Consider the following 19,982-nt stretch of genomic DNA (forward strand, 5'->3'; position numbering starts at 1 on the left):
ATTCATACTCTAAACCTCCATTGGAGTTTTTCGACTAAGTCAAAAAACTCTAAAGACTCTAATTTAGAGCATTATCTCATATGGTCAGGGAAGTTATCCATACACCGTCTTATTTTACAGTTACGATTTATCGCTGTAAAACATCCATCATATAGTACAGATCTTCGAATAAAAGTTGATGGAGACGAATCAGCGATTAGTTTTCAAGGGCCTTCTTATGAATATATTATACTATTATATGAAAATTTAAATCTAGAATTAGGGATACATGAAGTCGAGATGTATGCAGTTGATGAGACAAAATGGGGTTTTGACGCTATAGATATAGATGATACAGGATATCTTATGGATGCTAATGCTCCAACAAATCTTACAGCCACAGCAACTGATAATCATATTAACCTTTCTTGGGATGAAGTAACTGGAGCAATGATACAATGTAAAAAGAGCTACGACACCTGGAGGACCGTATACAATCGTTGAAAATATAACCACTCCAACTACAACAGCATACATAGATACCACTGCAGATGAAGGAATTACCTATTATTATATTGTAACTTCAATTACCAGTAATGGAGAAAGTGAACCTTCAAATGAGGCCTCGGCAACTATAATAGAAAGCAGCAATGACAATAGGGCTTTACTCACCATAATAATGGATAATGGCGCCGAGAAGGAATATGATCTGCCGATGATTCAAGTTGATGAATTTTTGGACTGGTATAATTATAGAGCGGATGGTTCAGGACCCGCAGTTTATATGATAAATAAGACATATAATATAGGACCCTTCTTAAGTCGCAAAGATTACATACCTTTTGATAAAATTTTAAATTTTGAAGTAAGTGAATATTCTTTTAGAGATTAGTTAACTAAAGATTCCCAGGTGTGAACCGGGGCTTTTTAATTTTTACAGTTGGTTGACGAATTTGCATCAAAAGTATATAATAAGAGACAAATAAAACGTTAGGCTGGGGGTATAATATTGTATAAATCAACAAGTGAATTAATTAAAAATGAATTATCTAATAGTGTTATAAAACCATTATATAACATATTTGATGACGCTTTTATAGTATATAATGATTTGTTAGACAATAATAAAGAAATATTTAAGGGGCAATATACTTCTGAAATTAAAAGCAGGCTTATAAATTTTATCATAAAAAGGTACTTTGACGATGATATGGTACCGAAAAATTTTCCTTTTGAGGTAAAAGCGGTCCGAATGGCTTATGGACAAAAGAGGCTAGAATTAAGAAGAAAAAATATTATTTTAACTTTAGGAAAAGCACAAACTACCAATACCCTCCCTTCATATGCGGAATATAAATCTATTTATGCTAAGGGTAATTCAATGATTGCTAACCAGTTAATGATTAATATTGATGGGGGAGAAGAAAAATATATTGACTCACCACACTATGGAATTATTACATACAATATAAATGAAAACAAATTGCAGTTTTTGAATATTATCATGCCTGATAGCAATTATAAATATGTTTTGGACAGTATTCCAATAACTGCAAGATTAAAAATCGTAGAAAATGATAATAGTTCTACTGAAGAAGATGAAGATAGATTTTTTAGAAGAGAAAGTATTAAAAAGGAGATACTTGATAACGACATCCACGACCATGTAGAGAGGGGCAATCAAAGTTGAAAATAGCAAATTCTTTGAGTGGAGATGATAGAAATCTTATTCCTATAAGAATTAGAGAAGCAAGATTAGCAAGAGGATATTCCCTTAATGACTTAGCTGATGAACTTGGTATATCGAAGCAAGTTATATCAAAATATGAATTAGGTACTGTTAAAATACCCATAGAAAATCTAATTAAAATATCGGAATTATTTAACTTTCCTATAAGTTTTTTTTATAAGCTAAAAGATTTAACAATAAATAATTCTTCAGAAAGTGTTACTTTCTTTAGGAGCCTTAGAAGTACGAGTAAAAGAACTGAAATATCTTTAGAACAAAATATAGAATTTATTCAGGAGATATACTCTCTTCTTCAAGGATATATTGATTTTCCAGAATTGGATTTGCCAGAGGATATTGCATCAGATTATAAAATTGGTGTTGATGACGAATATATAGAAGAGATTGCTAACAGGCTTCGGAATTATTGGAATTTAGGAGACAGACCAATAAAAAACTTATCAAACTTATTATTAAGAAAAGGGTTTATAATTTCAAGAGTAGAATTAAAAACCCAAAAAGTAGATGCATTTTCTAAATTGACAAGTAGTGGAATACCATGCATAATTCTTGGATCTGATAAGGATTCAGCTGTTAGGTCTAGGATCGATTTATCACATGAACTTGCTCACATTATTATGCATTCACATATTGAAAAAAGCGAATTTGAGAGAAATATTAGAATCATTGAATCGGAGGCTAAAAGATTTGCTGGAGCATTCTTGTTACCTGCCGAAAGTTTTGCAAATGATATATATAGTATTAATTTAGACTCTTTTATACATCTCAAAGAAAAGTGGAAGGTATCTATTGCAGCCATGATTGTGAGAGCGCATTCGCTTGGAATAATCAATAATGAACAATATAGTTCTTTATATAAACAGATTAATTTACGAAAGTGGAGAACAACTGAGCCTTTAGATGATATAATTGACCCTGAGAAGCCAAGCATGATTAAAGAAGCCATTGAGCTCTTGAGCGAAAATGACATACTTACTATAGAAGAATTCCTGGAAGAAGTATGCCTAAGTTACGATGATATCGAAAACCTTTGTTTCTTGCCTAATGGTTATTTTAATAATATTTTAGAAAAAGACAATAAGCCAAAATTTAAAATTATTAAGTGAGTATAGATTTGAATGCTTGATTTTCACACAATATCTCTATTTAAATAGTCCTGCATTTTAGGCGCAGGACCTTTTTTATTAATTTGGTTATTTTTGAGAAATACATTACTTTTCTTATCAAATTTTTGTTGAACAAACTTTCTTGTTGACACATTATTTATACTGTTAGTATTATAATGGTAGGGTATGGCAAATATCATGAATAAAATTTATTCTGCTTGCGTAGACTTTATATTATTAAGGAGGTGGGTGTAGATTGGAGAAAGCTGTTGTTTTACAGTGCATAATTTATAAAGATGGTGATATGTATACGTCTTTATGTTTAGATTTAGATGTTGCAAGCTGTGGAGAAACCGAAGAAGATGCGAAAAAATATCTGCAAGAAGCTATTGATACTTACGTTGAATATGCCGTAAAAAACAACAAAGTTGAAGAATTAATTCTATCTAAAGTAAGAAAGCATCGGTCAATACCTAAAAAACAGAAAAAACAAGCCACGTCCTTTCGTCCGAGAATTGAAATTGATTCAATAATGGCAGCATATTGTTAAATAATTAATGAAACCCAGAAGTGATAAAGATAAGCCGCCAACTCTTTCTGGTAAAGAAATAGTTAATGCACTAGTTAAGGACGGCGGAACAGTTGAAAAGCACGAGGGAAGTCACGCAAGAGTAATATATAATGGGAATTTGGTTATTGTACCAATTCACACTAATAAAGATTTGCCTGAAGGCACCCTAAAAAGTATAATTAGACAAACTAAATTATCAAAGAAACAGTTTTATAATTTAGTTTCAACTGGATTAATTGCAATTTTCATCAACAAAATCGTTATGTTATTTTCTAGATAAATCATATTAAAGAGGCCTGCACAATAAAGCGCAAGTCTCTTTAATTTTTTAAAGTTTATTTTTGACGAAATTATGTAAATGATAAATTATGTCGAAATATATTGCATATTAGTAGCAGGAAAATACTAGTTTATTCAGAATAAATATATTCATAAATAGCAGAGAGGGGCATAATGAATTATGAACCATGAAATGGAAATAAAGGATATCGTTGTTATGCTTGATTTTTCAAACCTGACAAGGGATGACATAGATAAAATATATGAAGATATGGAAATTAATCCTGAAGAAAACATTGATAAAATTGAGTATCTGTATGAAATGAAGGATTTATTATTTGCTAGTGATACTGTTAGGGACTATATTAAAAATAAGGTTTTTGCTGGCAGGAAATCAGTTAAATGGTACAAATTTAAGGCAGATACACAAGATGAAGTTGATAGAATTAAGCAAAGCCTTGAATCAGATACTAACTATTTTAATCGAGTCTATAAAGCAGATACATCGACTTTGACATCACCCGAAAAGTATACTTGCATTAATAATGGTGAGAATAAGTATATAATGAGGATTATGTTACCTACAGGTACAAAAACTATAACTAATGGGGTAGGAATAAATAAATTTAAGACAATAAATAATGTAGTAGTTATAGTGGATTTAACTGAAAAGTTTATAGAAGTTAGAGCTAGCAATAAAGATGCTAAGCGAATAATCGGATATCTATCTGGAACTTTATCCTTGGAAAATGTTATTGAAGTGGACACGTTAAGTAGGTATAATGGTTCCATAGAAAGATTTAAGGATTCACTTTTAAATGGTAGATTTACTGAAACTCTATGTGCACCGGATCTTGATATAGTTTTGACTAAAGATAAAAGTGAACTTTTGGCAAATGTACTTGGAATTTTAGATGAGTATTTTATAGACAAAGATTTGGAAAAAGTAAGTCAGCAGTTATCTGAAATTGATTTAGATACTGAAGGAGCGCCTTTCACTCAGCTATTGCTGGCAGGTATGTCGAAAATAGGGATAGGTATCAGAGATGATATTGATGGAGATCTTTCAAGTCAATCACTTTATAATGCATTTAAAATGTTTGTAACAGAACACAAAGGATATATTAACTTCTCATTAGTTGAAGATGGTCCTGTTTATACAATTCAGGTTGGAATAGTAACAAAAAGTATAAGTTTTCGTTCATCTGTAACAGAGGATGTCATAGAATATATAAGAGGAAAGTTATTGTAACCTTTAAGATAGAAAGGATGGTGTGGTATGGCAAATATATATGATATAGACGCTTATGTTGACCAAATAGCGTTGAGAAGCTTTGTAAGAAGTTTTTCCCCAATTGCCGTAAGTAAAGTATTAAACTTACCATTAAATCCTGTTATTGAAAGATTAAACTATCTTAAAGATGGGAAAAAGCTCACATTAAAGTATGAAATAAGATGTTATGAAGATTCAAACATAATTAAAGTAGTTGATGATTTTAGTGGTTTTATTGGTAAGAAGCTTTACTGCAAGAATTGTGATGATGAAATAGAAGTAGGGCTTGATAATATCTTTCCAGTATACTATATTGACGATGACTACAGAGAATACTTAAAAAAAAACTGAACCCATTTACCCGTCAAGAGAATCATACAAAATTACAGATAGTAGCGACAAAATAAGTATCGAGGATATCTTTAACAATTGTTTTGGGACAAATGAAGTAGTGATAAATGATTCTGATTATTCCAATTTTAGCCTGCTTGATAAGAAAATTGAAAATCTTGCTATCGTTATAGCAAAAACAAATAATGAGGAAATTGTTAGTCAACTTAGATTGTTGAATGAAAATATCGGTAATGTATACAAAAATAAAGATTCTGAAGATAATAATGATCTATTGGGTAAAATATCTGATAAGGCAGATAAAGTAAATATAATATGGGATCTTGTTCAGAAATTAATAGATTTAGCAATAAAGGTAACTGTACTTTGGCCGGTACTTAAACCTTTTGTTATTTTATTAATTAAATGTATAAGTAATGTTGATATTAATCCTCAGATGTTACAATAATCAGACAAGTTTAAGATCTAGATAATTATGGATTTTAAAGACCATAAATAATATTACGAAATAATATAATCGATAATAATGAGTTGCTAATTCCCACACTTTTCCCACATTAGTTTTAGATAGACATAGTTTACTGCATTTTGCTATAGTGCGTAAATGCAGTATTATCAATGGATATAGAAGATTATAGAAAGTAGCAGAATGCCTTAAATTGAATCTAGGCGTCGCACGTTCGAATCGTGTCGGGCGCACCAAAGCCCCTGTAAGTTCAAGGCTTGCAGGGGTTTGCTATTTCTTAATATTTTGGGTTTCCCCACATTATTCCTACAATAGATATGGTATATCAGCTTTTTTAAGTATTCGCGATTATTGTGTGGAATACTACAATATTACATTTTTTATAAGTTATTAGGGAAAGAAGACAGAATGAAGAAGACTATAAGCATATTATTACTCACATTTATTTTCCTGATTTCAGGTTGTGGAAACAGTAATACGGCCGATAATAAACAATTGGCAGAGCCGACATCAAGCCCAGCAGCTGCTACTGTATCCGGAGAACTTAAAGTTCAATTTATTGATGTCGGCCAGGCTGATAGCATCCTGATTCAGGATGGCTCCGGCGTAATGCTTATTGACGCCGGCAATAATGCGGACAGTAATTTGATTGTAAACTATATAAGGCAGCAAGGAATAAGTAAAATAGATTATCTCATAGGCACCCATCCGCACGAGGATCACATCGGTGGCATGGATGCTGTTATAGATACCTTTGATATAGGGACCATTTATATGCCAAAAATAACATCCAATACTCAAACATTCGAGGACGTTGTGACAGCCATAAGAAATAAGGATATGCAAATTACAACCCCAGTACCTGGCAGTTCCTTTAAATTAGCAGAGGCGGATTGCACAATATTCGCCCCAAATGGCAGTGATTATGATAATGTAAACGATTATTCAATTGTTGTTAGGCTTGATTATGAGGATACATCATTCTTGTTTACAGGAGATGCGGAGTCGGTATCGGAAAATGAAATGATTAATAAAGGATATGACATTGATGCCGACGTATTAAAGGTAGGGCATCATGGAAGCGATTCTTCAACCACGGAAGCCTTTTTAAAGAAGGTAAGCCCTGATTATGCAGTAATAAGCGTAGGGCAAGGAAATACATATGGGCATCCAGCGGCAGCTACATTAAATAGATTAAAAAATGCTGGTGTAAAAATATATAGAACAGATGAATCCGGGACGATCATTGCAGCCAGTAACGGTAAAAATGTGACTTTTGATAAGATAGCGTCAAGTGGCATGCCTGCACAAGATAATATTAATGTATCAGCAAGCATAGATAATCCTAATCCTGCACAAAATGCTATAATCAATTTAACTGTGGCAGGTCCGGCCGGAGGAAGCGTTAATGCTGTATGTCATTATAAATCCATAGATACACCTTATGCCGGTATAGTAGGTACTGATGGAGAGGCAATAATACCTATCAGGATAGGGAGAGCTGCTAAAGGCTTTACGGTTGAGATTGAAATAGCAGTGAGTTACAATGGGGAAACATATAATACCAAAACATCATTTACCCCACAATAGCTGGCTGAAAGTAGGCATAGCAGTGCCTTCGGACATCAGACTCTGCTGATATCATACCACAGGATAAACGAATATGAATATGTAACAATTAACTGTATAGATGATGTATGGGAAAAGAGAGAGTTTCTCATGAATGCCCCCATCTATACCACAAAAAAGAACAAGTCTATAGCAGGTTTTACTTGACTATAAACTTATTATACGAGGAGGCATATATGAAAGCAATCATAGACAGATTTGAAGGGAATTATGCCATAGTTGAAATGCCAGGCAGAAAGATGGTCGATATTAAAATAAGTAAAATACCTGCAGGAGCTAAAGAGGGAGATGTATTAAATATAGTAGATGGTGAAATCTCTATAGATTCAACAGGTACGGCAAAGAAAAAAGAAAGAATTGAAGAACTTACAAAGGATCTTTGGAAGTAAAAATATAAGACTTTTGATTTCAAATATATAAGCCTTGAATATATTGTGCTGGGCTTCAGTTTATTTTTATGTTTAAACTTATCCCGAAGTGTACATAATCAGAATACTTGATTTTCATACAATATCTCCATTTAAAAGGTTTCGGTGTAATGCCGGGCTTTTTTATTTCCAAATAGGCTTTAAGAATAATAAATTATTTTAATAATACCTCTTTTGATATTACTATTATCAAGTCCTTTAGTTAAAATTTTAAATGCGTCTTATTTAATTGTATTCAATAATCACTTCTTCAAGTTTTTTAAAAACAGTTTCTACTCCATCATTATTCATAATTTTTTGTACTGTCGTATTAAGAGTAGAGATCTAGCTGCAACTGTCCAATAACGCGTATTATCTTGATACACTACTGCTGAATATATACGCACATCAAATGCGGTATTTAACAAGCACGGTATAGATGATTTTTATAACATTATAAATAAATTTACTCATCATCAACGTAATTAAAGAAAGAGCATATTAGGGCAATAAACCATAATAAATAAAAAGGACTGTGTTTTGTGCAGTCCTTTTTATTTATATGAAATATAGCAAATGGCCTTAAGGAACAAATTGATAGTTAATAAAATATCTGATTTTTATTATTGTAGAAGGGCATAAAAAAGAGAATAATTGATATTTAATTAACTATATAATTAAAGAGAGCGGCGGTGAGGTTAGAGTGCTTAAGTAACCTTGAATGTAGTTGGAGTAACGTGATTTGAGGCCGCCAATAACTGATAAACCATTGAGGAAAGTATAATTGGGTTATACATAAATAGCATCTATTATATAGAAATAATGCGAAAATGATAGAAAAATTGAACAAGTTGTTAATAAATAAACATATATGCAACAGGGTGAAATTTGTTTGGTCATTTAAATTATGTTAATCTTATAACAGGTATTAATTAATAAAATTAACGTAAAAAGTTAGCAAGAGGAGGAGAAAATGAAAAAAGTAACTAAACTATTAACACTATTACTTACTATATCGATGCTGTTTGGCATAGTAGGGTGTGCAGGCAATACGTCATCAACGGGCGGTACATACAAAGCAGGCACCTATACTGCAACGGCTAAAGGCAACAACGGAGATGTTAAGGTTTCCGTAACATTTTCCGGAGAAAAAATCACCGAAGTGAAATTAGATGAGCACCGAGAAACACCCGGCATTGGAGATACTGCATTCAACACTATATCAGCAAAGATTGTAGAGGGACAAACTCTGAATGTTGATACAGTATCTGGAGCAACTAATAGCAGCAACGCCATATTAGAAGCCGTTAAGAATTGTGTGGAGCAGGCTGGCGGAGATGTTAATGCGTTAATGACGCAGGCTAATTCTGAACCAACGAAAACAGAACAAATTAAATCGGAACAGACTGACATCCTTGTCATAGGAGCCGGTGCAGCCGGACTTACAGCTTCATACTTTGCCCGTACGGCTGGAAAAAATGTAATCCTACTTGAAAAACGTGCATTTACCGGAGGTAACTCCGCACTTGCAGGTAAGTTCGATTTAGGCGGTTCAAAGTTCCAGGAGAAGATGGGTGTTGACTTTAGCGCAGAGGATCACTATGAGTCTGTAGCCCACGAGGTAGGTGTGGAGATAGGTAAGACGGCTGATGAAGAATATATCAGGAACTTCACATCTAAAGGTGGTGCGTACCTGGACTGGCTGGTAGATGAAATTAAAATTCCGGCCGGCAAGGTCACCAATGGGAAGGAAATTTATTCAGCAGATGGCTCCGGCATCAAACTGACAGCCGAGGCTATGACCATGCTGACTGACGCTGTTAAAAAAATAGGTGTGGATTTACGCCTTGAAAATGCCGCAACCAAGCTTGTAACTAAGGATGGTAAAGTAGTCGGTGCTGAGGTAAAAGGACCTAATGGTACATACACTATCAATGCAAGTGCCATTATCATGACCAGCGGTGGCTTTGCAGCATCAAAAGAATTACTCGAGAAATATGCCCCGACATGGGCAGGTACCCCAACATCAAACACATCTGCAACAACAGGTGATGGCATAATTATGGCTCAGGAGGTTGGAGCAGTCCTTAGCAACATGGAGTCATTTACCCTTAATCCAACATTCTACGATAATAATGGTACAACCATCTCTGTCAGCGGCGTTCGCTATAACGGCGGTATTCTTGTTGATACAAAGGGCAAGCGTTTCGCTAACGAGCTGGGCGATTATACAAAAGCAGCATTAGCAGAGCTGGCTCTCCCTGAAAAAGGCGCTTTTGGGATCATGGATTCAAAAGGACTTGGAACCAAGGCTGAATACTGCGTGCAGGCAGATACTATTGAAGAACTGGCTGCAAAGATTGGAGTTGATCCTAAGGGCTTAGCTGAGACCATAGCCAAATACCACGATGCTTATGACAAGAAGGCTGAAGATGAGTTTGGGCGCGAAGATATGCGTTCCAGGCTGGACACTGCACCATACTATGCAATTAAAGTGTTCCCAGGCATTCACAATACCCATGGTGGTATCACAGTTAACACAAGAGCTCAGGCTTTAGGTACGACGGGCAAACCTATACCCGGATTATATGCTGCCGGTGATGTGGCTGATGTCAAACTCTACGGTGCTGAGGCACTAACTGCAGCTGGAGTATATGGCAGAATAGCAGCTGAATCTGCTATAACGGATATAAAATAATATATTTTTAAGGCTTTCCAGGAAAAATAACAGCCATCCGAATCATTCCGGATGCACCAAAAGCCCCTGTAAATTCAACATTTACAGGGGCTTTGATGTTTTTTGATATACCGAGTTTTAGAAAGGTCGGTAAGTCAAAAGTAATTAGGCTGCATAAATAAAACTGTTTGATTAGCATTAGTCTTTTTTATGTGAGAAAGTGTGATATAATAGATTCAAAATTTTTACGCAGAAAACTAGAACTCAACTCCAGGATAAGCAATTTTATATAATCTTAAAATAACTGCTGCTAATATAGGAGGTAGGTATATGAGAAGGATCATTGACCGGGTTTTGTACGATATGGGAGATGGGGATTTGCTTGATAAGCTGCTATCTCTTCCAAAATCAGACCTCAATTCTCTTTTACTTGAAGTCTACAGATTACAGGTGGAAAAGGTTACGCCGGCTGGATTGCTCAAAGCATATAAATCAAACCGTTTTGCCGTCCCAAGCCAAATAGATCCGATAGCATATCATCAGCTGGAAACGGAGCTTTTAAAAGCTGCGGAGGATATGGGCATCAAGGGTATCCTGCTTTCTCCTTCCGCCCCCTTTGGAAGCTGTTCAGTTTTCGGCTGTGTTGATCAGAACAATGTGATAAGTGCGGCAAGGGGTACGGAAACTCTGTCAGACCCTACTAACATGTTAGCCGTCATCATTTCCGACGAGTTGAAAAATGGAGTAATTGCAAAGGCCCAAAGGGTTCATTACTGTACAACGGCAAGAGTGGTGAGAGCACAAGCCTTTTCCGGAAAGGGGTTCTTTTCGCATTTTGGAATCTTCTGTATGGTATCTCACGGGAAGGACGGCGGTTCTTATTGCTGTGAAAAAGAACTGCTTGTAAAACAGCTTGAGTATTACAAAAGGCTATTCAATGAAAAGTACGGCGCCAGACTGTCCGTGACGTTGAGGAAGCGGAGCGGATATACAGATGGTGACGGCTTTTTTGAAAGAATGACAGAGCTTGTGCGAGCCGAGCTGCCGGAAGTTCCGTTATCATTAGATTTAGAACATGAAGACAACAATTACTATAAAGGCATAAACTTTAAGATGTACATGGAAAAGGATAATGAGACAGTTGAAATCGGTGATGGAGGCTTTGTTGACTGGATAGCGAAGATGACAGGCAACAAGAAAGAACGTTGCCTCATAAGCGGCCTGGGAATAGATAGAATGCTTCTGCTATAAAGGATGTCTGGAAGGATGCTTTATCAGCTTATGTATTTTCAGTGGAATACCAAGCAGTGTTATTCATATATAGACCTCGCTTGATTTTTACAAATTTTTTCATCATGTTAGTATAAAACCCCTGTAAATTCAATACTTGCAGGGGTTTTATGCTACACTTCCCGCGAAAATTTATATTTGATAAGATCCGCAGGGACCCTAAAGTAGGAGCTTAATTGATCCATAGTCATATCCGTTATGGATATAAGGTCTACTTGCTCATTAGATATTAACAACTCAGCTGCAAATATATCTGCCTGTATTTCAAATTTATTTTTAATTTGAAGGCTGTTTTCTATAAAGAAGCTGATTGATAAATCTGTATGCAGAATAGCGTGCCCCAGCTCGTGGGCACAAATATATTTTGATTCATTATAATCCAATGTAGAATTTATATGGATAATTTCATATCCTTCCTCTGTCCGCTGAAAAAAACCTTTTATATCGCTGCCTAAATTGCTGGATATAATTTTTATATCTAAGAAATCACATAGTTCAAAGGGATTGTTTGTATTGTAGGTTTCAAGCAGCCCCACGATAATATCATCTATCATAAGCATATCCCCTTTTTACTTTGTATAGTTATGTCTTTTTTCATTTTCCTCTCTTTGTTTCTGCTCTGCATAGGCCAAACCCATTTGAATTGCATTAGCCAGAGCAATTTTACTTTCATCAGATAACATTTCTCCATTAAGCATAAGCCCTGGCTGTGAAAGTATGATTTCCATGGCTCTTTTAACATCAGTAATTGTATTGAAAGGAGCAGGTGATTCTTCTGTTATAGAATTCTTAAAATCTCTTTTAGTACTTGCCGCAGGGCTATCGTAAAGGTGAGGCCCTTGCTCAAACCCTAAAAGCAGGTAATCCGTCGATACACCAAAAAAACCTGCTATTTCTATTAGTAGATCGAAGCTTACCTCTCTTTTTCCGCTTTCCACCATAGCAATAGTTGACTGAGCTGTACCTAAGCTGTCTGCCAATTCTTTCTGAGTCAATCCTTTTTTTAATCTTAATTCCCGTATTCGACTGCCTAACACTAAAATCACTCCCAGTAATTATTCAATTCTATTTTAACACTAAATGTGATAATTTCAATGGAGATTTTTAGTATTTAAAAGGCATTTTAAGAAAAAATAGGATAATTATATAATATCACAATAAATATCACTATATGTAATTACTTTGAATTTTATATAAATCACTAATAGTGATATCATTATCACATAAAGAGAAAAGGAGATACGGCAAATGAGGGTAACCCCAATTAGATTGAAACGTATAAACGCAGGAATTAATTGCGATGAAGCTATTAGTATGCTGGGTATTAGTAAGAGCATGTTATACAAAATAGAAATCGGTAACCGCAGTCCTTCTAAAAATGTAATTGCCAAGATGAGTGAATTATATAAATGCCCGGTTGATGATATCTTTAAAGCCATAAAAATTACCAGAAAGCTGGATAAGGGAGTTGATAAGGTATGAATTACATCAAAGAAACTGAAAAATGGCTATATAACTATAAAACTATGATGGCAGGTATTGAAAACCTATACCGTCTATATGAAGAAAAAGAGAAGGAAGCTCAGGAAGGGCATCCTATCCGGTATGATAGGGACAAGCTTAGTCCTACATATGTATTTAGCTCCGAGACAGAAAACATAGCATTGGATCTGGTAATTATAAAAAGCAGAATTGAAAAGATGAAGGTCAAAGTAAAGAATATTGAAACAGCCCTTGAAACACTTAATGATGCTGAGAGGATGATTATAGAGATGAAATATTTTGAGGGGTGCAGGTGGCAGCAGATTTCATATAAAGCCCAATATAATGAGCGCTGGTGTAAGGAAATAAGAAAAAGGGCCATTGAGAAAATGGCCATAGGAATGTTTGGAGAAACACAGCACGATTACAGCACCAAATTTGGTTAATAACATGTTATTATATTAATGTGAAAGCCTTGCAGGAATGCGAGGCTGTTTTATTTGTAAAGGAGGAGTTAAGTGAAAGTTAAGTTGTTTACACAATGGAAAGGTAAAAATCTGGTATGTTGCTGCCCGATTGATAATAGATATTGCAAAGATGGCGTATGCGAAGAAGTTGAATTCACTCTTAATCCTTATGATGGTATAAAGGATTGTATGGAAGGACAGCACACATATAAAAGATATAAGGGAGGGGCTATGAGGCAGATAAAATAGTAAGTAGTTGCATGCATTTTGCTAAAAAGCATGTATGCTCATGGCGCTGTTCAGGTACGAAGTATTTCTAATAATATAGAAGATTAAGAAGCACTTACTAAGTAAACGGGTAGGTGTTTTTATTTTGCTTGAAAGAGGTACGAGGTACTGTTCTTTCAAGGATAAAAACTCAAAGAGGTTAACGACAACATCTATCTGCATTAGGAATGATTATCTGGAGTTGCTAATTTTGAAGCAATCTATACAGCCAATAAGCAGTCGGCGGCAAGACAGGTAATGCCTTAGCTGTTTGATGTGAGGCTGGTTTATATAGATTAAATTAACTAACTTTATTGTAGGAGGTGAGCACAGTTCCTTAAGCACAAAGGGTTCAGGTATTAGTTTTTTTATTTGTCCAAAACAGTATGAGAACCTACGTTTAAAGAAATTAGACAAGCAGATGGTAAGAAAACTAAAGGCTTGTAAAGGGGGGATTGAATTTAAAGAATTTGAGCAGCTTGCCAAGGCATTTAAAAAGGCTGCAGATGATAAGGTAGTTGAGAACTTTATCCGGGAATTTTTGATGGAAATGGCGCTTATGGCAGAGCAAAAGATGAAGAATCGTACTCCGGCAGATATGAAAGAATTGGCAAACAGCTGGCATGCAGGAAATGTAAAACGCCGCGGCAAGACATATGAGGTGGAAATATATAATAATGCAAAAGATGCTTCTTTTGTGGAATATGGCTACAGCACAAAGGAAGAGGATATTAGCTGGGTGGAAGGCAAATTCATGATGACCATATCTATGAAAGAAATAGAAAAACAGCTTCCCGGATACCTTGAAAAAAGACAGGCTGGGCTATTAAATCAGATTATGAATGGCAGAGCGCCAAAGAAAGGATGATGATGCCATGGGGGTTATAACTATAAATATCATTTGGGATGGTATTAATGAGGTGCTTAATCATAACTTCCCCGAAGTGCCTATAGTGGAAGAGATCAGTCCGGAACTTGAGAAGCCTTATTTTTTAATTAAACTCCTTCAGGGATGGCAGGCCCAGGAATTGGGGAGACGGTACCGCCGCACATATTCTTTCGACATACACTATTTTGCTGTGAATAACAGGGAAAGCCATAGTATGGCGGAACAATTGTACGGGATTATGGGTTTAATCGAAATTGACGGTGCCAAATACCGTGGTATGAATATGAGCCATGAAGTTATTGACGGAGTATTGCATTTTAATGTTGATTATTCATTCGATTTAAAGCAGGAGATACAGGAATACCCGTTAATGCAGACTATGGAACAGGAGGGATATGTACGTGGCTGAGAAAAAACAAGGACAAAAACTTTATACTAAGCAGCAGTTCTTATCTTCTAAAAAATACACAGCAGGCCATAAAGACCTATTGAGCGTGCTGCTGGAGGATAAAAAAAGCTATACCCATGAACAGGTAAAAAATATTGCAGAGAAATTTTTAAAGAAAGAGGTGGAGTAAATGTCAGGTGGAATATGGACGACACAAAATAAAGTACGCCCTGGCGTATATGTAAATTTCAATAGTGAGCCTCAGGTTATGGGGTCTATAGGAGAACGGGGCATTGTAACGATGCCTTTGATGCTTTCCTGGGGAGAACCTAAAAAGGTAATATCTGTCGGGGCCGGTGAAGATGTATCTGTAAAGCTGGGATATGCTATTTCAGATTCAAAGCTTCTGCTGGTAAAGGAAGCTTTGAAACGGGCTCAAACATTACTTTTATACAGGCTTAACACCGGTACAAAAGCAACTGCAACTGCCGGCAATCTGACAGTTACAGCAAAATGGGGCGGTGTAAGAGGCAATGATATAACGGTAGCTATAACTGAAAATATAGACGACCCTTCTTATTTTGATGTGGTGACGCTGATGTCAGGAGTTTTAGTAGATACTCAGACGGCTGCTGATATTTCAGGCCTTGCGGCTAATGATTGGGTGGAATTTGGCGGTACAGGAGAATTGACGGAATCGGCAGGGATGCCTCTTACAGGCGGGGCAGACGGTACTGTAACCAACCAGGATTACATTGACTATCTGGCCGCAGCAGAGATAACGGATTTTAATACTATGGCGCTTCCGGTGACGGATAGTACCCTAAAAGGACTGGCTGTGTCCTTCTGCAAACGCCTCAGGGATGATGAAGGAAAAAAGATACAGGTGGTAATAGAAAACTATCCAGAGGCCGATTATGAAGGGGTTATAAGCGTTAAAAACGGAGTTGTACTGTCAGACGGTACAGCATTGACAGCAGCCAACTGTACTGCCTGGGTGGCAGGAGCCACTGCAGGGGCAAAAATGAATGAATCCCTTACCTATACAACCTATGACGGGGCTGCTGATGTATCTCCAAGGTATACAAACACACAGATTGCTGCTGCACTGCAGGCCGGGGAATTTGTATTCACAGCATCAGACAATAAGGCCGTAGTAGAACAGGATATAAATTCCCTGACCGGCTACACGCCCACTAAAGGGAAGGCCTTCTCAAAAAACCGTGTAATCCGGGTACTGGATGGAATCAATAATGATTTTGTAAGGATATTCTCAGATTTTTATATCGGAAAGGTCGCCAACAATGACGATGGCCGTAACCTGTTAAAAAATGAATGCGTTAATTATATGAACAGTCTTCAGGGGATTGGAGCTGTCCAAAACTTTGATTCCCAGGCAGATATTGCGGTACTGCCAGGCGCCGGTGCAGACAGCGTATATATAGAAGTACATGCGCAGCCTGTGGACAGTGTGGAAAAAATATATATTGGAGTGGAGGTAGCATAATATGGGATTTTTTAAAGCTGGTGATAGCATAAGCGGCCAGGAAGGCCGCGCCTATGCTACTATAAATGGCCGTGTGGAAGAAATGTTTTATGCCAAGAATATCGAAGCTACGGCAGAGAAAAATAAGGCGGAATTTAAAGCGCTGGGAAAACGAGGAGTTCAGTCTAAGGCAATAGGATGGACCGGTAAGGGAAGTATGACAATATACTATTCTACTCCGGTATTCAGGCAGATGATGCTTAAATATATAAAAACAGGCGTGGATTCTTATTTTGATATGCAGGTTGTAAACGAGGACCCTACCAGCACCATCGGCAGGCAGACGGTTATATTAAAGAATGTCAACCTTGACAGCGTTATAATGGCAAAAATAGATGTGGACAGTGAGTTCCTTGAAGAGGAGATTGGTTTCACATTTGACGATGTGGATATGCCGGACAGTTTTGGCAATCCAATATTGAGATAATGAGGGGAGAATAGTATGAGTACATTGCAGGCATTTTTCGCACAAAATATCGCATCCGAAATTACAGAGGATTTTATAATATCAAAGAGATTTAAGGACCAGGAAGGACATCCCATACCCTGGAAGTTACGTACCATCACTGAAGAAGAAAACGAGGATATAAGGAAATCGGCGACAAGGATGGTTAAAGGCAAAAACGGTATACGCGTATCTGAAACCAATACAGAAGAGTATATCAGTAAACTTGCTGTTGCAAGCGTAGTATTTCCTGACCTTAAGGATGCAGAATTGCAAAAATCATATGGGACTTTAGGGTCTGAAGCTCTTTTAAAAAGAATGCTCCTGTCCGGAGAATATGCGGCTCTGATACAAAAGGTACAGGAAATCAACGGGTTTGACAAAGACATGAACGACCTGGTTGAAGAAGCAAAAAACTAATCAAGGGGGGCGATGGTGAGTGGAATTATGCTTACTATGCCCTCCATAAACTTGGCATAAAACCCTGGGAATTTGCTGAGTATAATACGGAGCAGAAGGCCTCTGTCATAGCAATGATCGATGTAAGAATTGAGTCAGATAAGAAAGCTGCTGCAAAGATTAAAAAGAAATAGATAAAATTTTTCTAAAAGATTTAACTCATGGCAAAGGCACCCCCGCAGCAAGGAGTGCTTTTGCTGTGCCACTTTTTATATTGAAGGGAGGTATTATATGGCGACAATATCGTCTGCCCTTAAATTGTTCGATGGTATGTCAGGTCCTTTAAAAAGTATTACGCAAGGCATGAATCTCATGATATCGGCTATGAACCAGATGCAGAATACTTCAAAAAAAAATAAGAACATCAGCAAAACATTAACGGCTGCAAAGGCTCAAATCGTATCTGCCGAAGCCGGCATAAAACAGGCTATTGAAGAATCAGAAGAGGCGCAAAAGGAATTTAATAAGTCAGTGAAAGACGGTTCAAAAAATGCCGGCGGCTTTATGAATAAGCTAAAGAGTATGGCTCTCATTATTAATACGGCTAAGAAACTGGCAGAGACAACCATAGGCGGTGCCATGCAGCAACAGCAAAGGATAGATATGTTTTCCGCCCAGTCCGGAAGCAAGGCGGCAGGTACCGATATCTACAACCGTATCGCAAAGCAGGCATTAGAATACGGTCAGGATGTAAATAAATCTTTAGACAGTACGATGTCATTCATGTCAAACACAAAGGATCCGGCACAATTAACTCAATTAAGCAAGTTAGCAATGAGGCTATCTAAGCTTAACCCGGCAGAGGGATTGGAAGGGGCTGCATCTTCCATGAAAGAGCTTATGAGCGGTGACTATACGTCAATTGCCGAAAAATTTAATATAAGCAAATCTGTACTGCAAGGCAGCTCCGCTGCAAAGGCAGGCGCTTCCGGAGATGTGGAAGGCTTTATTACAGGTATGGATGAGCTTTTAAATAAGCAGCATATGACAGAGGAAGCATTTAATAATTTGCTGGACAGCCCGGTAGCAAAATGGGAAAAGGCCATAAATACTTTTGGATTTAGGTTTGCCGATGCCGGCCGGTCAGCTATGAATGAGCTTGTTCCTTTATTTGATATGATTAACGATGCTTTAGAGTCCGGCAAGTTTCAGCCTATTTTTGATACATTGAGCAATGGACTGGTGATAGCGGTAAATGCCGCATATGGTTTAGCTATTGGATTTATGTGGATATGGGATGTAATACAACAAAATTGGGGAACTATTGAGCCAATACTTGCCACTGTCGGTGGGGCACTAACAATGTGGGCAGTAACTCAAATTCCGGCACTCATATCAAAACTCTGGGGTATTGTAAAACCTATAGCAGCAGCAGCTCTCAATTTTTTTGCATTGAATTGGCCTATTCTATTGATTGGGGCTATTATAGGATTTTTAATATATTCCATGATTAAATGGGGTAATGTTGTTATGGATGTAGTTGGCGTTATTGGCGGGGTGTTTGGAGTCCTATTCGCGTACCTATTTAATAGATTTGCTTATTTTGCAAATATGGTATTGTCCATAGCAGAGTTTTTTATGAATGTATGGCAAGATCCTGTGTACGCTATAAAAAAGTTGTTTTATGATTTAGTTATTAATATCCTTCAATATTTACAAAACTTAGCAATAGGTATCGAAAATATTATAAATAAAATACCTGGAATAAATATTGATATTACATCCGGAATGGATAATCTATTAAAAACCCTCAATGATGTGCGGGACGATCTTAAAAGTGAAAAGGATGTAATCACTTTGATGAGAATTGATCAAATAGACTATGTTGATGCATTTAATAAGGGGCAAGATATCGGAAAATCTATTGGCAAGTGGGCCGTAGATGGAGTACAAAGTGCTGCCGATGCTCTTAATAGTATCTTTAATCCTGCTATACCTCCGTTTAAGGAGCAAGTAGATGTATTACCCCCCGGCGGCATATTTAATCCTGACGATGTAGCAGTCCCCAACATCAATAAAGTCAACGAAGTAGGAAAAATCAATGATACTGTGGATATATCCTCCGAGGACCTTAAGATTATGAGAGAACTTGCAGAGATGAAGAACATACAGAATTTCGTGACCTTAACGCCTACAGTATCTGTACAGACAGGCGATATAAGAGAAGAGGCAAATATTAAAAATATAGTAACTGAAATAGTGGATGTTCTTAACCAGGAAATAGTTTCATCAGCAAGTGCGGTATATTCATAAAAGGAGGG

General features: G+C 36.6%; 24 protein-coding genes and 1 pseudogene. 23 read left to right on the plus strand and 2 right to left on the minus strand.

From position 1 onward, the window contains the following. From OXPF_RS22915 to OXPF_RS02950, 13 genes and pseudogenes are all read left to right on the plus strand, one after another. A pseudogene (locus OXPF_RS22915) lies at positions 1-483 on the plus strand (hypothetical protein); the annotation flags it as partial. A gap of 175 nt (positions 484-658) precedes the next feature. Further along, on the plus strand, positions 659-871 hold the full coding sequence (locus tag OXPF_RS22300) for a galactose oxidase (protein WP_083479666.1): 213 nt from the start codon (positions 659-661) through the stop codon (positions 869-871). Positions 872-988: 117 nt separating this feature from the next. Continuing rightward, positions 989-1,669, plus strand: coding sequence for a hypothetical protein (locus tag OXPF_RS02900; protein ID WP_054873709.1), 681 nt, complete (start codon positions 989-991; stop codon positions 1,667-1,669). Next, on the plus strand, positions 1,666-2,835 hold the full coding sequence (locus OXPF_RS02905; RefSeq protein WP_054873710.1) for a helix-turn-helix domain-containing protein: 1,170 nt from the start codon (positions 1,666-1,668) through the stop codon (positions 2,833-2,835). The genes OXPF_RS02900 and OXPF_RS02905 overlap by 4 nt, the downstream gene beginning before the upstream one ends. A gap of 256 nt (positions 2,836-3,091) precedes the next feature. Beyond that, positions 3,092-3,385 (plus strand): type II toxin-antitoxin system HicB family antitoxin, encoded by a 294-nt coding sequence (locus tag OXPF_RS02910; protein WP_054873711.1) that lies wholly within the window; start codon positions 3,092-3,094, stop codon positions 3,383-3,385. Between the two features lie 7 nt (positions 3,386-3,392). After that, entirely contained in the window at positions 3,393-3,686 is a 294-nt protein-coding gene (locus OXPF_RS02915; protein ID WP_054873712.1) for a type II toxin-antitoxin system HicA family toxin, read from the plus strand. Positions 3,687-3,866: 180 nt separating this feature from the next. Beyond that, complete coding sequence (locus OXPF_RS02920) at positions 3,867-4,937, plus strand: hypothetical protein (RefSeq protein WP_054873713.1); 1,071 nt, start codon at positions 3,867-3,869, stop codon at positions 4,935-4,937. 27 nt (positions 4,938-4,964) lie between these two features. Then, entirely contained in the window at positions 4,965-5,309 is a 345-nt protein-coding gene (locus tag OXPF_RS02925) for a hypothetical protein (protein WP_054873714.1), read from the plus strand. Positions 5,310-5,409: 100 nt separating this feature from the next. Continuing rightward, on the plus strand, positions 5,410-5,757 hold the full coding sequence (locus OXPF_RS02930; RefSeq protein ID WP_054873715.1) for a hypothetical protein: 348 nt from the start codon (positions 5,410-5,412) through the stop codon (positions 5,755-5,757). A 426-nt stretch (positions 5,758-6,183) separates the two neighbouring features. Continuing rightward, positions 6,184-7,365, plus strand: coding sequence for a ComEC/Rec2 family competence protein (locus OXPF_RS02935; protein ID WP_083479667.1), 1,182 nt, complete (start codon positions 6,184-6,186; stop codon positions 7,363-7,365). 215 nt (positions 7,366-7,580) lie between these two features. Further along, positions 7,581-7,793: a DUF3006 domain-containing protein gene (locus OXPF_RS02940; protein WP_054873716.1), complete on the plus strand. Its 213-nt coding sequence runs from the start codon at positions 7,581-7,583 to the stop codon at positions 7,791-7,793. Positions 7,794-8,829: 1,036 nt separating this feature from the next. Next, the gene (locus tag OXPF_RS02945) at positions 8,830-10,509 is read left to right on the plus strand and encodes an FAD-dependent oxidoreductase (protein WP_160317135.1); all 1,680 of its coding nucleotides are present in this window, start codon (positions 8,830-8,832) and stop codon (positions 10,507-10,509) included. A gap of 309 nt (positions 10,510-10,818) precedes the next feature. Further along, on the plus strand, positions 10,819-11,739 hold the full coding sequence (locus tag OXPF_RS02950; RefSeq protein WP_054873718.1) for a hypothetical protein: 921 nt from the start codon (positions 10,819-10,821) through the stop codon (positions 11,737-11,739). A gap of 152 nt (positions 11,740-11,891) precedes the next feature. Here OXPF_RS02950 and OXPF_RS02955 read toward each other — a convergent pair whose 3' ends face one another. Together OXPF_RS02955 and OXPF_RS02960 are read right to left on the minus strand one after the other, a co-directional pair. Continuing rightward, the gene (locus OXPF_RS02955; protein WP_054873719.1) at positions 11,892-12,332 is read right to left on the minus strand and encodes an ImmA/IrrE family metallo-endopeptidase; all 441 of its coding nucleotides are present in this window, start codon (positions 12,330-12,332) and stop codon (positions 11,892-11,894) included. Between the two features lie 15 nt (positions 12,333-12,347). After that, positions 12,348-12,815, minus strand: a complete 468-nt coding sequence (locus OXPF_RS02960) for a helix-turn-helix domain-containing protein (protein ID WP_054873720.1) — start codon at positions 12,813-12,815, stop codon at positions 12,348-12,350. 211 nt (positions 12,816-13,026) lie between these two features. Here OXPF_RS02960 and OXPF_RS02965 point away from each other — a divergent pair, with 211 nt between their 5' ends. The 10 genes from OXPF_RS02965 to OXPF_RS03010 all read left to right on the plus strand — a co-directional run bounded on the left by OXPF_RS02965 (position 13,027) and on the right by OXPF_RS03010 (position 19,974). Continuing rightward, positions 13,027-13,260: a helix-turn-helix domain-containing protein gene (locus OXPF_RS02965; protein ID WP_054873721.1), complete on the plus strand. Its 234-nt coding sequence runs from the start codon at positions 13,027-13,029 to the stop codon at positions 13,258-13,260. Beyond that, complete coding sequence (locus tag OXPF_RS02970) at positions 13,257-13,706, plus strand: sigma-70 RNA polymerase sigma factor region 4 domain-containing protein (protein WP_054873722.1); 450 nt, start codon at positions 13,257-13,259, stop codon at positions 13,704-13,706. The genes OXPF_RS02965 and OXPF_RS02970 overlap by 4 nt, the downstream gene beginning before the upstream one ends. Positions 13,707-13,778: 72 nt before the next feature. Further along, entirely contained in the window at positions 13,779-13,976 is a 198-nt protein-coding gene (locus tag OXPF_RS02975) for a hypothetical protein (RefSeq protein WP_054873723.1), read from the plus strand. A 439-nt stretch (positions 13,977-14,415) separates the two neighbouring features. Further along, positions 14,416-14,862, plus strand: coding sequence for an HK97 gp10 family phage protein (locus OXPF_RS02980; RefSeq protein ID WP_054873724.1), 447 nt, complete (start codon positions 14,416-14,418; stop codon positions 14,860-14,862). Further along, positions 14,837-15,292: a phage tail terminator family protein gene (locus OXPF_RS02985; protein WP_054873725.1), complete on the plus strand. Its 456-nt coding sequence runs from the start codon at positions 14,837-14,839 to the stop codon at positions 15,290-15,292. Before OXPF_RS02980 ends, OXPF_RS02985 begins: the two co-directional genes overlap by 26 nt. Continuing rightward, complete coding sequence (locus OXPF_RS02990; protein ID WP_423230554.1) at positions 15,285-15,461, plus strand: hypothetical protein; 177 nt, start codon at positions 15,285-15,287, stop codon at positions 15,459-15,461. Before OXPF_RS02985 ends, OXPF_RS02990 begins: the two co-directional genes overlap by 8 nt. Next, positions 15,462-16,778 carry a phage tail sheath family protein gene (locus OXPF_RS02995; protein WP_054873727.1) on the plus strand — a complete coding sequence of 439 codons (1,317 nt, stop codon included), beginning with the start codon at positions 15,462-15,464 and terminating at the stop codon, positions 16,776-16,778. It abuts the gene before it with no gap. A 1-nt stretch (position 16,779) separates the two neighbouring features. Next, positions 16,780-17,244 carry a phage tail tube protein gene (locus tag OXPF_RS03000; RefSeq protein ID WP_054873728.1) on the plus strand — a complete coding sequence of 155 codons (465 nt, stop codon included), beginning with the start codon at positions 16,780-16,782 and terminating at the stop codon, positions 17,242-17,244. 15 nt (positions 17,245-17,259) lie between these two features. After that, on the plus strand, positions 17,260-17,682 hold the full coding sequence (locus tag OXPF_RS03005; protein ID WP_054873729.1) for a phage tail assembly chaperone: 423 nt from the start codon (positions 17,260-17,262) through the stop codon (positions 17,680-17,682). Between the two features lie 270 nt (positions 17,683-17,952). Continuing rightward, entirely contained in the window at positions 17,953-19,974 is a 2,022-nt protein-coding gene (locus tag OXPF_RS03010) for a hypothetical protein (protein ID WP_054873730.1), read from the plus strand. Positions 19,975-19,982: the final 8 nt, after the last annotated feature.

The organism is Oxobacter pfennigii (genome assembly GCF_001317355.1).
GTDB lineage: Bacteria > Bacillota > Clostridia > Clostridiales > Oxobacteraceae > Oxobacter > Oxobacter pfennigii.